Below are 12053 nucleotides of genomic sequence, written 5' to 3'. Positions count from 1 at the left end.
GGGGGTTTTTGACATGTGCCCCCTTCCCCCCCCTGGTTTTCTTGGTTTTGCCCTCTTGGTCGCCCCTCCCCTGTTTATCTTTACCTTTATTTTCCTCGGCCCGGATCAGGCGTCGGCCCGGATCAGGACGCGTCGGCGAACCGCTCGCCCTTCTCCGCCTTCTCGACGAGCAGCGCCGGCGGGAGGAAACGGTCGCCATAGCGCTCGGCGAGCTCCCGCGCGCGGGCCACGAACGCGGCCGGTCCCGTACCGGTCCCGCCCTCGTAGCCGTTGATGTACTGCAGGACACCGCCGGTCCAGCCCGGGAAGCCGATCCCGAAGACGGAACCGATGTTGGCGTCGGCGACGGAGGTCAGGACGCCCTCCTCCAGGAGCCGGACGGTGTCCAGCGCCTCGGAGAAGAGCATGCGCTCCTTCATGTCCTCGAACGGGATCTCGTATCCCGGCTTGGTGAAGTGCTCGCGCAGACCGGGCCAGAGCAGACCGCGCCCGCCGTCCTCGCCGTACTCGTAGAAGCCCGCTCCCCCGCTGCGTCCGGGGCGCTCGAACTCGTCCACCATGCGGTCGATGACGGCCTCGGCCGGGTGGGTCTCCCAGGTGCCGCCCGCCTCCTCGACGGCCTGCTTGGACTCCTTGCGGATCTTGCGCGGCAGGGTGAGGGTCAGCTCGTCCATGAGGGAGAGGACCTTCGCCGGGTAGCCGGCCTGGGCGGCGGCCTGCTCGACGGAGGCGGGCTCGATGCCCTCGCCGACCATCGCCACGCCCTCGTTGATGAAGTGCCCGATGACCCGGGAGGTGAAGAAGCCCCGCGAGTCGTTGACGACGATCGGGGTCTTCTTGATCTGGCGGACCAGGTCGAAGGCGCGGGCCAGTGCCTCGTCGCCGGTGCGCTCGCCCTTGATGATCTCCACCAGCGGCATCTTGTCGACGGGCGAGAAGAAGTGCAGCCCGATGAAGTCCTCCTGCCGCTCGACGCCTTCGGCGAGGGCGGTGATCGGCAGGGTGGAGGTGTTGGAGCAGAGCAGGGCGTCGGGCTCGACGATGTTCTGGATCTCCTGGAACACCTTGTGCTTGAGCGCGGTGTCCTCGAAGACGGCCTCGATGACGGCGTCGCAGCCCGCGAGGTCGTTCGGGTCGGCGGTGGGCGTGATGCGGGCGAGCAGCGCGTCGGCCTTCTCCTGGGTCGTACGTCCCCGGGAGACCGCCTTGGCGCAGAGCTTCTCGGCGTACGCCTTGCCCTTGGCCGCCGCTTCGGCCGTCACGTCCTTGAGGACGACCTCGATGCCCGCGAGGGCGCACGAGTAGGCGATGCCCGCGCCCATCATCCCGGCGCCGAGGACGGCGGCCCTGCGGACCGGGCGCGGCTCGACGCCCTTGGGGCGGTTGGCGCCGGAGTTGACGGCCTGGAGGTCGAAGAAGAAGGCCTGGATCATGTTCTTCGAGGTCTGGCCCGCGGCCAGCTCGACGAAGTAGCGGGCCTCGATGACCTGGGCCGTCTCGAAGTCGACCTGGGAGCCCTCGACGGCGGCCGCGAGAATGTTGCGCGGGGCCGGGTAGGGCGCTCCGTTGGTCTGCTTGCGCAGGCTGGCCGGGAAGGCGGGCAGGTTGGCCGCGAACTTCGGGTTCGACGGGGTGCCGCCGGGGATGCGGTAGCCGGGCTTGTCCCAGGGCTGCTGCGACTCGGGGTTGGCGTCGATGAACGCGCGGGCCTTGGCGAGCAGTTCCTCGGGGGTGGCGGCCACCTCGTGGACGAGGCCGTTGTCCCGGGCGCGCGTCGCGTTGTACTGCGTGCCCTGGAGGAGGACCTTCAGCAGGGCGTCGGCGATGCCCAGCAGGCGTACGGTGCGGACGACTCCGCCGCCTCCGGGGAGCAGGCCGAGCGTGACCTCGGGGCAGCCGATCTTGGTGCCGGAGGTGTCGAGGGCGACCCGGTGGTGGCAGGCGAGGGCGAGTTCGAAGCCGCCGCCCAGGGCCGCGCCGTTGATCGCGGCGACGACCGGCTTGCCCAGGGTCTCGATGCGGCGCAGGTTGCGCTTGATGGCGAGGCCGCCGTCGAAGAGGTCCTGGGCGGTCTCAGGCGTGACCCGGATGAGGTCGCGCAGATCGCCGCCCGCGAAGAAGGTCTTCTTGGCTGAGGTGAGGATGACGCCGCGGATCGAGTCCTTCTCTGCCTCCAGGCGGTCGGTGACCGCGGCGAGGGAGGCGCGGAACGCCGCGTTCATGGTGTTGGCGGACTGGTCGGGATCGTCGAGGACGAGGGTGACGACGCCGGTCTCGTCCTGTTCCCAGCGGATGGTGGTGGGCTCAGTGCTCATCAGGGGATGCTCCGTAGATCCTTGATCCGTTGGGAAGGTCAGACGCGTTCGACGATCGTGGCGATGCCCATGCCGCCGCCCACGCACAGGGTGGCGAGGCCGTAGCGCTTGTCCTGGCGCTCCAGTTCGTCGACGAGGGTGCCGAGGATCATCGCGCCGGTGGCGCCGAGGGGGTGGCCGAGGGCGATGGCGCCGCCGTTGACGTTGACCTTGTCCAGCGACAGGCCCATGTCCTTCACGAAGCGCAGGACGACGGCCGCGAAGGCCTCGTTGATCTCGACGAGGTCGATGTCGTCGATGGTCAGGCCGGCCTTGGCGAGCGCCTTGCGGGCCGCGGGCGCGGGACCGGTGAGCATGATGGTCGGCTCGGAGCCGGACACGGCGGCGGCGACGATCCGCGCGCGGGGGGTCAGGCCGTAGCGCTCGCCGACCTCCTTGGAGCCGATGGCGACCAGCGAGGCGCCGTCCACGATGCCGGAGGAGTTGCCCGCGTGGTGGACGTGGTCGATCTTCTCGACCCAGTGGTACTTCTGCAGCGCGACCGCGTCGAAGCCGCCCAGTTCACCGATGTCCGCGAACGACGGCTTCAGCTTCGCCAGCGAGTCGGCGGTGGTGCCGGGGCGCAGGAACTCGTCGTGGTCGAGGACGGTGAGACCGGCGCGGTCCTGGACCGGGACGACGGACCGCTCGAAGCGGCCGTCCTTCACGGCGGCGGCCGCGCGCTCCTGGGAGAGGGCCGCGTACTCGTCGACGTCGCGGCGGGAGAAGCCCTCGATGGTGGCGATGAGGTCGGCGCCGATGCCCTGCGGCACGAAGTTGGTGGCCAGGTTGGTCATCGGGTCGGCGAACCAGGCGCCGCCGTCCGAGGCCATCGGCACCCGCGACATCGACTCGACGCCGCCCGCGAGAACGAGGTCCTCCCAGCCCGAACGGACCTTCATCGCGGCCATGTTGACGGCTTCGAGGCCCGAGGCACAGAAGCGGTTCTCCTGGACGCCGGCCACCGTGTCGGGCAGTCCGGCGGCGATGGCCGCGATCCGGGCGATGTCGGAGCCCTGGTCGCCGACCGGGCCGACGACACCGAGCACGATGTCGTCGATGGCGGCCGGGTCGAGGCCGGGGAAGCGGCGCTGCACCTCGTGGATGAGCCCGACGACGAGGTCGATGGGCTTCGTTCCGTGCAGGGAGCCGTTCTGCTTGCCGCGACCGCGCGGGGTGCGGATCGCGTCGTACACGTACGCTTCGGTGCTCACTGGTAAGCCTTTCGAGGAGGGTTTAGCCGAGCAGGGAGCGGCCGATGATCTCCTTCATGATCTCGGTCGTCCCGCCGTAGATGGTCTGGATGCGTCCGTCGGTGAAGGCCCGTGCGACCCGGTACTCCGTCATATAGCCGTAGCCGCCGTGCAGTTGAAGGCAGCGGTCGGCCACGCGCTTCTGAAGTTCGGTCGCCCACCACTTGGCCATCGAGGCGTGCACCGCGTCGAGTTCGCTGTCCGAGTGGTCGACGATGCAGCGGTCGAGGAAGGTGCGGGTGACGGCGCACTCGGTGGCCATCTCGGCTATCTCGAAGCGGATGTGCTGGAGCTTCGCGAGCGGCCGTCCGAACGCCTCGCGCTCCTTCACGTACTCGGTGGTGATCTCCAGCAGGTGTTCGGCCCCGGCGATGGCGGCGACGGCGATGCCCATGCGCTCCTGCGCGAGGTTGGTCATCAGGTGGATGAACGCGCCGTTCGGTTCGCCGAGCAGGTTCTCCTTGGGCACGCGGACGTCGTTGAAGAACAACTCCGCGGTGTCCTGCGACTTCTGGCCGATCTTGTCGAGGTTGCGGCCGCGCTCGAAGCCCTCCATGCCCCGCTCGACGACGAGCAGCGACAGTCCGCGCGCCCCGCCCTCGGGGGTGGTCCTGGCGACCACGATCACCAGGTCGGCGAGGATGCCGTTGGAGATGAAGGTCTTGGAGCCGTTGAGCAGGAAGTGGTCGCCGTTGTCCTCGGCGTGCGTCGTGACGCCCTGGAGGTCGGAGCCGGCGCCGGGTTCGGTCATCGCGATCGCGGTGATGATCGAGCCGTCGCAGAAGCCGGGCAGCCAGCGCCGCTTCTGCTCCTCGGTGGCGAGGCCGGTCAGATACGGGCCGATGATGTCGTTGTGCAGCCCGAGGGCCAGGCCGGCCGCTCCCGCGCGCGTGAACTCCTCGGCGAGCACGGCGCTGTAGCGGAAGTCGGTGTCGCCGCCGCCTCCGTACTCCTCGGGCACGGCGAGTCCGAGGAGGCCCTGCTTCCCGGCCGCCCGCCAGGCCTCGCGGGAGACGATGCCGTCCTTCTCCCACTGCTCGTAGTGGGGCAGCACCTCCTTGGCGAGGAAGGTGCGCACGGTCTCGCGGAACGCGTCGTGCTCGGCGGTGAAGATCTGCCGCTTCATGCGGGAAGCGCCTTCCTGGAGTGTGTACGGGAACCTTCGGAGAGGGCGGTACCGGGGCTCACGCGGGCGCGAGCGGGCGCCGGGCCCCGGCCGGGTACGAGCGGCCGGGGGAATCCGGGAACGAGCGGCCGGGGGAATGTCGTCATCCGCCGTCCTTCGTCAGTCCGGGTACGTCCCAGTCGCGGGCCACGTCCGCGGTGTCGGCGCCCGGCAGGGCGGGCCCGCCGCGGACCGAGGTGGGAGTGACCGAGAAGCGCGGCGCGGGGGCGGGCTGGGTGATGCCGCCGTGGTCCACGAACGTGCCCCGGGCGGCGAGATGCGGATGGCCGGGTGCCTCACGCAGGGACAGGACCGGCGCCACACACGCGTCGCTGCCCTCGAAGACGGCGGTCCACTCGTCTCTCGTACGGGTCCTGAAGCGGTCGGCGACCGCCCCGCGCAGTTCCTCCCACCGGGCCGGGTCCTTGTGGGCGGGCCCGAGTTCGGGGATGCCGAGCAGGTCGACGAACCGGTCGTAGAAGCGCTGCTCCAGGGGGCCGACGGCCATGTGCCGGCCGTCGGCGGTCTCGTAGGTCCCGTAGTAGGGGCAGCCGCCGTCGAGGAGGTTGGCGGCGCGCCGGTCCTGCCAGCCGCCCGCCGCGATCATGCCGTGGATCATCGTCGAGAGGTGCGCGGTGCCGTCGACGATGGCCGCGTCCACGACCTGTCCGGTGCCGGTGGCGCGGGCGTGGTGCAGGGCGGCGAGGAGACCCACGACGAGGTAGAGCGAGCCGCCCGCGTAGTCGCCGAGGAGGTTCGCCGGGACCGCCGGGGGCCCGTCCGGGTCGCCGATCATGCCGAGGGTGCCGGTGAGCGCGATGTAGGCGATGTCGTGCCCGGCGCGCTGGGCGAGCGGGCCTTCCTGGCCCCATCCCGTCATCCGGCCGTAGACGAGCCGCGGGTTGCGGGCCCGGCAGTCCTCGGGGCCCACGCCGAGCCGCTCGGCGACGCCGGGGCGGTAGCCCTCGATCAGGATGTCGGCCCGTTCGGCCAGGTCGAGGACGCGGGACGGGCCGTCCCCGGCCTTGAGGTCGACGAGCACGGACCGCTTGTTGCGGTTGGTGATGTCGTGGGCCGGGTCGACGCCGATCCCGGCGCCGCCGGGCCGGTCCACCCGGACGACGTCCGCTCCGAGGTCGGCCAGCAGCATGGCGGCGAACGGGCCGGGACCGATGCCCGCCAGCTCGACCACGCGCACCCCGGCGAGGGGGCCGTGCCCCGGCGTTCCTGTCGCTGTCATCAAGCCCCCAGCACTGTGACACCACTGATGTGACATCAGTGATGTTAAGAACGTGTTCCACTCCGGGCAAGCCCCTGACGAGCAAGCGCTTAGTTAAATTCCGGCTTCGGGACCGGGCTCCGGATCGGCGACACCGCCGACCGGCGTCGCGATCAGCGCTGGTCCAGCTCGGCTATCAGCCTTTTGGGTGCTATCACGCGATAGCTCTCCTCGACCCAGTCGCACAGCAGCTCCGCCGCCGGGGCCCCCTGCTCCTCCAGGGGTACGCGCACCCAGCCGGCCTTCCCCAGTCCGTACCCGGCGGGCTCCGCGCCGGGCGAGGTGAGCGCGTGGGCGTGCGCCGCCTCGTCCTTGAGCTTCATCGTGACGCCGAGCGGGTGACTGCCGTCGTCGAGACCGAGGAAGACGAAGACCTTCGAGTTGACCTTCGCGACGGTCTCGCCCCAGGGGAACTCCTCCGAGGCGCCGGGCAGGCCGAGCGCGAATCCACGCACCTTCTGCCACTTTTTCAGCGCGTTTTGCGACACGGCCACGGCTGCCTCCGGCCTGTTCGTACCACCTCGTCGTCCGGCTGTTCGTACCTCACGCTAGCCTCAGCCACCGACAACGGCGCTTCGCGCACGACGTGGCGCGGGCCGCACGTTCGAGCGCAGCCCACAGTGGTGGAGGGTGTCATGAGCAGGATGAACGAGCCGGACCGCGCGTACGACATCGTGCTCTTCGGAGCCACGGGGTTCGTCGGGGAGCTCACCGCGGAATATCTGGCCGCTCACGCGCCCGAGGGACTGCGGTGGGCGATCGCCGGACGCAGTGCCGAGAAGCTGGAACGGCTGCGGGAGCGGCTCGGCGGCGCACCCGGTGTGCTGCGGGCGGACGTGACGGACCCGGACTCGGTGGGCGAGCTCGCCCGGCAGGCGCGCGTGGTGGCCTCGACCGTGGGGCCGTACATCACCTACGGGGAGGATCTGGTGGCCGCCTGCGCGGACGCCGGGACCGACTATCTGGACCTGACCGGCGAGCCCGAGTTCGTGGACCTGATGTACGTGCGGCACGACGCACGCGCGCGGGAGACGGGCGCGCGGCTCGTGCACGCCTGCGGCTTCGACTCGATCCCGCACGACCTGGGCGCCTGGTTCACCGTTCGGCAGCTCCCGGAGGACGTGCCGCTGAGGGTGGAGGGATTCGTGCGCTCCCAGGCGATGTTCTCGGGCGGCACGTTCGCCTCCGCCCTCAACCAGTTCGCGCGCGGCCGGCACATGCTGGCCGCGGCGCGGGAACGCAGGCACCACGAACCGCGCCTGATGGGGCGGCGGGTCGAGGCCCCGCTGGGGGCGCCGCGGTTCGCCAAGGAGGTCGGGGCGTGGGCGCTGCCGCTGCCCACGATCGACGCCCAGGTGGTGCAGCGCTCGGCGCGGGCCCTGGCGCGGTACGGGCCGGACTTCCGCTACCGCCACTACGCGGCCGTCGAGCGGCTGCCCATCGCCCTGGGCGGGATCGCCGGGGTGAGCGCGCTCTTCGCCGCCGCCCAGGTTCCGCCCGCGCGCCGCTGGCTGTCCGACCGGATCAAGCCGGGCGAGGGGCCGAGCGCCGAGCGCCGAGCGAAGAGCTGGTTCTCGGTGCGGTTCGTGGGCGAGGGCGGCGGCCGGCGCGTGTTCACCGAGGTCTCGGGCGGCGACCCCGGCTACGGCGAGACGGCGAAGATGCTCGCGGAGTCCGCCCTGTCGCTGGCACTCGACGAGCTGCCGAAGACGTCCGGACAGGTCACCCCCGTGGTGGCGATGGGCGACGCGCTCCTGGAACGGCTGAGCGCGGCCGGGATCACCTTCCGGGTGGCGGCGGTGCGCTAGGCCGTGCCCGCAGGGCCTGAGACGACCGTGAGGATCGGGCGATCCTCACGACGTCCAGGCGATCACCGTGTAGATCATCCCGCCGATCCAGGCGAGGCCGGCCGGAACGGCGAGGACCAGCGCGGCCGTCACCGCGCGCCCGTCGGTCCGCGCGGGTTCGGCGGTGGGGTTCGATGCCTGGTGCGTCGTCATGCGGATCAGCCTGCCGGTCGCCGCACGGCCGTACATCCGTACGGGTACTCAGGAGCCGTACTCACGTGCGCACGTACGCGGGCGGGTCGACGGGTGGGGCGACGGGTGGGCGGTGTCAGGACGTCGCCTGCCGGAGAGCCTGGCGGCACAGGGAGTCCGCGCGGCGGGTGGATTCCGGCAGGCGGTACTTCGGGGTGAGCGCGAGGGTGTGGGCGCAGGCGTTGCCGAGGTCCACGCGGTGGCCGACGGACACGAACACGGGCTTGATCCCGTCCTGGGTGCGCAGCGCGCGGCCCACCTCGTCGGTGCCCGCGAGCAGTGGTGAGGCGCTGCCGCGCCGGGCGCCCGGCTCCTCGTAGGAGAAGGTGAACGGGTTCTTGGCGACCCCGATCGTAGGGAGTCCGGTGAGGACGCCGAGGTGGCTGGCGAGGCCGAAGCGGCGGGGGTGGGCGAGTCCGTACCCGTCGCAGACGACCAGACCGGGCGGGCGGGGCAGGGCGTCCAGCGCGGCCATGACGGTCGGGATCTCACGGAAGGCGAGCAGTCCGGGGACGTACGGGAAGGAGACCCTGCCGACGGCGGTGGCCTCCGCCACGACCTCGCGGGTCGCCGCGTCGAGGACGACGGCGGCCGCGACGACGACGTCCCGCTCGTCGTCGTAGGCGACGTCGACGCCGGTCACGTGGCCGGTGCCGGGCGGCGGGCCCGGCTCGTCGAGGACCACCCGCTCGCGCAACTCGTCCTGTACGGCCCGGGCTTGTTCCTCGGTGACGGGCCAGCCCGCCGGAATGCTCACGATCGTCATGATGCGAACGAGCCTACGGGCCGGTCCCCGCCCGGGTGGAGACCGGGCGGCCGGACGGCGGGCGTAGGGTCGCGATCATGTTCGTGCTGGAGTTGTCCTACACCGCGCCGCTCGATGCCGTCGACGCCGTCCTGGAGGCGCATGTCGCCTGGCTGGACGAGCAGTACGCGGCCGGGACCTTCCTCGCCTCGGGGCGCAAGAATCCCCGCGACGGCGGGGTGATCCTGGCCGTCGCGGAGGACCGGGCGCGGATCGAGGAGATCGCCGCGGGCGACCCGTTCGTCGCCGCGGGCGTGTGCGCCTACCGCGTCACCGAGTTCGTGGCGACGAAGACGGCACCGGGCCTGGAGCGCTACCGCGAGACCCTCGGCTGAGGAGCCTCCCCGCGGCTCAACGCTCCAGCCTGGCGACGCGTCCCTTCTCCCCGGAGGCCCAGCAGCCCAGGTCCGGGGTGCAGTCCACGGTGTCGTACGAGCCGGTGTCGAGGGTGCGCCAGGTCCGGCCGCCGTCGGTGGTCAGGTCGGTGCCGGTGGGGCCGACCGCGAGGGCCGCGGTGCGGCTGTGCGGAAGCCAGGTGACGCCGGAGCGGTAGGCGGGCGGGGGCCGGTCCGCGGTGGTCCAGGTGCGGCCGCCGTCGGGGGTGATCGCCGCGGCCCGCGGTGAGGGCTGGTCGGCGCGGTAGTCGCCGCCCACCGCGATTCCGTGGACGCGGTCGCGGAAGGCGAGGGCGAAGACGCCGCGCGCCGGGTCGCCCGCGGGGACCGGGGTGCCGGTGGCGGTCCAGGTCAGTCCGCGGTCCGCGGAGTGCAGCACGCGCGCGTGCGCCCCGCCTCCCGTGGCCAGCCACACGTCGCGGGGTCCCGAGCCGACCAGACACTGGCCGCTCGCGGCGAAGCCCGCCTCGCCGTCCTCGGCGGCGGGCATGCCGTCGCCGGGCAGCACCTTCCAGGTACGGCCGCCGTCGCCGGTCGACAGGATGCGGAACCTGCCGTCCACCGGGTCGCTCATCGCCAGACCGTGCCGCCGGTCGAGAAACGTGAGGCAGTCGTAGAAGGCGTGAGCGTCGGTGTTGCGGAAGGACTCGGTCCACGTGGCGCCGCCGTCCTCGGTCCGGTAGACGCGGGACGCCTCGCCCTCGCCGATGGCCAGGACCACGGCACGCCGGGCGTCGAACGCCTCGATGTCGCGGAACTCCAGGTCCGCGGCGCCGGGCGGCGACACGTTCCGCCAGACCGTGCCGCCGTCGGTGGTGCGCAGCACGGTGCCCTTCGAGCCCGCCACCCACGCGGTGTCCCGGCCGACGGCCGACAGTCCGCGCAGGCGCGCGTCCGTGCCGGTGTCCTTGAGCGCCCAGTGCGGGGTCCGCGCCGGCTCGTGCGTCCGCGCGGGCGCGGCCACCGCCGGTACCGCCACCACCAGCGCCGCGGCCAGTGCGGCCGCCGCCGAACCCACGCCGACCGTACGGCCCCTGCGTCTCGTCTTCCCCAAGCCCCTCATGGCGGGCGAAGCTAGTCCACTCCCCCGATCGCGTCCAGATGGCCTCCGGCGGGAACCTCGGGGGCCGCCCGGGTGTCCTCTTCGGTGTCGGGTGCGTGCGGAACGGAAAGGGATCACCGCGATCTCCGACAAGGATCACCACGATCGGGGAAAGTGGATCTCCCGGTGCATGACCTCGGTGACAGAGGTCACTCGGGTCAGAGGTGCACGCGCCGGGTCATTCTTCCGTCTCTTCAATTGACCGGCTTCATCCGCCCGGAGTTCGTCCAGCCGTCACAAGGGAGCAAGGCGTTGTCCACCGCCATCGAGCAGCCCGTAGAGGCCCGCCTCGTCGCCGCCGCGCCGCGGATGCCGAGCATTCCGGCCACGCTGCACTACGACCGGACCGACCCGTTCGCCGTCCGCATGACATTCCCGGCCCCCGCAACGCTCGAAGGCATCGAGGTCTGCTGGACCTTCGCCCGGGAACTGCTGGTGTCGGGCCTGGAGGACCCGGTGGGGTACGGCGACGTACGGGTGCGGCCGTACGGCTTCGACCGCACCGTCCTGGAGTTCCACGCCCCCGAGGGCACCGCCGTCATCCATGTGCGCTCGGGCGAGGTGCGGACCTTCCTCCAGCAGACCACCGAGCTGGTGCCGGTCGGCCTCGAGCACCTCCAGGTGGACCTGGACCACGACCTGGCGGAGCTCATGCGGGGCACCTGCTGAACCGGCGCGGGTGCCGTCAGCCGGCGCGTCCCATCAGGGCGTTGAGGCCGGCGTAGTCGAACCCGCCGGTCAGGCTCTCGCAGGTCCCCGTGCCCAGCAGCTCCCGCGCGGCACGCCGGACCAGGGCGTGCGCCGCCGCCGCGATGCTCGACCCCGCGCTGATCCGGGCCACGCCGAGTGCGGCCAGCTCGTGCACGGACGGCGCCCCGGGGCCCACCAGGATGTTCAGGGGGCCTTCGATGCCCTCGACGAGCGCCTTCACGGTCGCCGGATCGACGGTTCCGGGGACGAAGATCCCGTCGGCTCCCGCCGCCAGGAAGGCGGCGGCCCGCTCCAGGGTCTCCTCCACTCCGCCCGCGCCGCGCAGAAACGTGTCGATGCGGGCGTTGACGAACAGGGGAACCTCCGCCGCGTCGGCGGCCGCGCGGACCGCCGCGATGCGCTCCGCCTGCTCCGCCCGCGGACGCAGCGGCCCGGCCCCCTCCTCGTACAGGGCGTCCTCGATGTTGACGCCCACCGCGCCCGCCGCGAGCACCGCCCGGACGGTGTCCCCCAGGCCCGTGGCGTCGGACGCGTACCCGCTCTCGATGTCCGCGCTGACCGGCACCCGGACCACGGCGGTGATCCGCGCGACGGCCGCGAGCGCGTCCTCCCTGTCCAGCCGGTCCCCGTCCGCCGCTCCCAGCGTCCAGGCGAGGCCCGCGCTGGTCGTCGCCACCGCCGCGGCGCCCGCGTCCTCGACGATCCGGGCGCTCACCGCGTCCCAGGCGTTCGCCAGGACGAGGGGCCGGCCGGGCACGTGCAGGGCGCGGAAGGCGAGGGCGGAGCCGCGGAGTCGCTCGGTGTCGGTCATGGGGTCAACCCAAGCACGACCGGGGCGAGGGGAGCCGGCAGGAATCCGACATGTACGGGGGAGCCGGGTGCACGACGGGCGCGGCGGGGGCCCCCGGGACCGGGGGCGCGGGGGGGCGGGGGGGGGGCCCGCCCGCGCC

At 72.2% G+C, this 12053-nt stretch carries 12 protein-coding genes; 3 read left to right on the top strand and 9 right to left on the bottom strand.

The genetic code is table 11. The annotated features are described in order from the left end of the window. Nucleotides 1-122: 122 nt before the first annotated feature. From ACFXGX_RS41615 to ACFXGX_RS41595, 5 genes are all read right to left on the bottom strand, one after another. The gene (locus ACFXGX_RS41615) at nucleotides 123-2315 is read right to left on the bottom strand and encodes a 3-hydroxyacyl-CoA dehydrogenase NAD-binding domain-containing protein (RefSeq protein ID WP_384803175.1); all 2193 of its coding nucleotides are present in this window, start codon (nucleotides 2313-2315) and stop codon (nucleotides 123-125) included. Between the two features lie 38 nt (nucleotides 2316-2353). After that, a complete protein-coding gene (locus tag ACFXGX_RS41610; protein ID WP_384803172.1) occupies nucleotides 2354-3568 on the bottom strand; it encodes an acetyl-CoA C-acetyltransferase in 1215 nt (404 codons plus the stop codon). A 22-nt stretch (nucleotides 3569-3590) separates the two neighbouring features. Then, entirely contained in the window at nucleotides 3591-4733 is a 1143-nt protein-coding gene (locus ACFXGX_RS41605; RefSeq protein WP_384803169.1) for an acyl-CoA dehydrogenase family protein, read from the bottom strand. Nucleotides 4734-4875: 142 nt separating this feature from the next. Further along, nucleotides 4876-6012: a CaiB/BaiF CoA transferase family protein gene (locus ACFXGX_RS41600; protein WP_384803166.1), complete on the bottom strand. Its 1137-nt coding sequence runs from the start codon at nucleotides 6010-6012 to the stop codon at nucleotides 4876-4878. A 152-nt stretch (nucleotides 6013-6164) separates the two neighbouring features. Continuing rightward, nucleotides 6165-6545: an MmcQ/YjbR family DNA-binding protein gene (locus ACFXGX_RS41595; protein ID WP_384803163.1), complete on the bottom strand. Its 381-nt coding sequence runs from the start codon at nucleotides 6543-6545 to the stop codon at nucleotides 6165-6167. Nucleotides 6546-6686: 141 nt separating this feature from the next. Here ACFXGX_RS41595 and ACFXGX_RS41590 point away from each other — a divergent pair, with 141 nt between their 5' ends. Then, nucleotides 6687-7859 (top strand): saccharopine dehydrogenase family protein, encoded by a 1173-nt coding sequence (locus ACFXGX_RS41590; protein ID WP_384803160.1) that lies wholly within the window; start codon nucleotides 6687-6689, stop codon nucleotides 7857-7859. Between the two features lie 45 nt (nucleotides 7860-7904). On the opposite strand, the gene mmpA is transcribed toward ACFXGX_RS41590, so the two are convergent. Both mmpA and ACFXGX_RS41580 read right to left on the bottom strand, forming a co-directional pair. Next, the gene (gene mmpA / locus ACFXGX_RS41585) at nucleotides 7905-8051 is read right to left on the bottom strand and encodes a morphogenic membrane protein MmpA (RefSeq protein WP_384803157.1); all 147 of its coding nucleotides are present in this window, start codon (nucleotides 8049-8051) and stop codon (nucleotides 7905-7907) included. Nucleotides 8052-8166: 115 nt separating this feature from the next. Beyond that, the gene (locus ACFXGX_RS41580; RefSeq protein ID WP_384803154.1) at nucleotides 8167-8856 is read right to left on the bottom strand and encodes an endonuclease V; all 690 of its coding nucleotides are present in this window, start codon (nucleotides 8854-8856) and stop codon (nucleotides 8167-8169) included. Between the two features lie 77 nt (nucleotides 8857-8933). Between ACFXGX_RS41580 and ACFXGX_RS41575 the strand changes: the two genes are divergently transcribed. After that, a complete protein-coding gene (locus ACFXGX_RS41575; RefSeq protein ID WP_384803152.1) occupies nucleotides 8934-9230 on the top strand; it encodes a YciI family protein in 297 nt (98 codons plus the stop codon). Between the two features lie 16 nt (nucleotides 9231-9246). Here the strand turns inward: ACFXGX_RS41575 and ACFXGX_RS41570 are convergent, their stop codons facing one another. Further along, the gene (locus ACFXGX_RS41570) at nucleotides 9247-10353 is read right to left on the bottom strand and encodes a WD40/YVTN/BNR-like repeat-containing protein (RefSeq protein ID WP_384803149.1); all 1107 of its coding nucleotides are present in this window, start codon (nucleotides 10351-10353) and stop codon (nucleotides 9247-9249) included. Nucleotides 10354-10644: 291 nt separating this feature from the next. Between ACFXGX_RS41570 and ACFXGX_RS41565 the strand changes: the two genes are divergently transcribed. Continuing rightward, the gene (locus ACFXGX_RS41565) at nucleotides 10645-11061 is read left to right on the top strand and encodes an SsgA family sporulation/cell division regulator (RefSeq protein WP_384803179.1); all 417 of its coding nucleotides are present in this window, start codon (nucleotides 10645-10647) and stop codon (nucleotides 11059-11061) included. Nucleotides 11062-11077: 16 nt separating this feature from the next. Here ACFXGX_RS41565 and ACFXGX_RS41560 read toward each other — a convergent pair whose 3' ends face one another. Next, the gene (locus tag ACFXGX_RS41560; protein ID WP_384803146.1) at nucleotides 11078-11914 is read right to left on the bottom strand and encodes an isocitrate lyase/phosphoenolpyruvate mutase family protein; all 837 of its coding nucleotides are present in this window, start codon (nucleotides 11912-11914) and stop codon (nucleotides 11078-11080) included. Nucleotides 11915-12053 lie beyond the last annotated feature (139 nt).

Origin of the sequence: Streptomyces sp. NPDC059371 (assembly GCF_042751995.1) — a bacterium.
Classification (GTDB): domain Bacteria; phylum Actinomycetota; class Actinomycetes; order Streptomycetales; family Streptomycetaceae; genus Streptomyces.
The sequence above is the reverse complement of the archived record's forward strand: the minus strand, read 5'-3'. Positions and strand labels throughout refer to the sequence as shown.

What these genes read in the sequence shown, in the direction of transcription:
- ACFXGX_RS41615 (WP_384803175.1), bottom strand. Translation starts at nt 2,315, where the DNA reads ATGAGCACTGAGCCCACCACCATCCGCTGGGAACAGGACGAGACCGGC.
- ACFXGX_RS41605 (WP_384803169.1), bottom strand. Translation starts at nt 4,733, where the DNA reads ATGAAGCGGCAGATCTTCACCGCCGAGCACGACGCGTTCCGCGAGACC.
- ACFXGX_RS41600 (WP_384803166.1), bottom strand. Translation starts at nt 6,012, where the DNA reads ATGACAGCGACAGGAACGCCGGGGCACGGCCCCCTCGCCGGGGTGCGC.
- ACFXGX_RS41590 (WP_384803160.1), top strand. Translation starts at nt 6,687, where the DNA reads ATGAGCAGGATGAACGAGCCGGACCGCGCGTACGACATCGTGCTCTTC.
- mmpA (WP_384803157.1), bottom strand. Translation starts at nt 8,051, where the DNA reads ATGACGACGCACCAGGCATCGAACCCCACCGCCGAACCCGCGCGGACC.
- ACFXGX_RS41580 (WP_384803154.1), bottom strand. Translation starts at nt 8,856, where the DNA reads ATGACGATCGTGAGCATTCCGGCGGGCTGGCCCGTCACCGAGGAACAA.
- ACFXGX_RS41575 (WP_384803152.1), top strand. Translation starts at nt 8,934, where the DNA reads ATGTTCGTGCTGGAGTTGTCCTACACCGCGCCGCTCGATGCCGTCGAC.
- ACFXGX_RS41570 (WP_384803149.1), bottom strand. Translation starts at nt 10,353, where the DNA reads ATGAGGGGCTTGGGGAAGACGAGACGCAGGGGCCGTACGGTCGGCGTG.
- ACFXGX_RS41560 (WP_384803146.1), bottom strand. Translation starts at nt 11,914, where the DNA reads ATGACCGACACCGAGCGACTCCGCGGCTCCGCCCTCGCCTTCCGCGCC.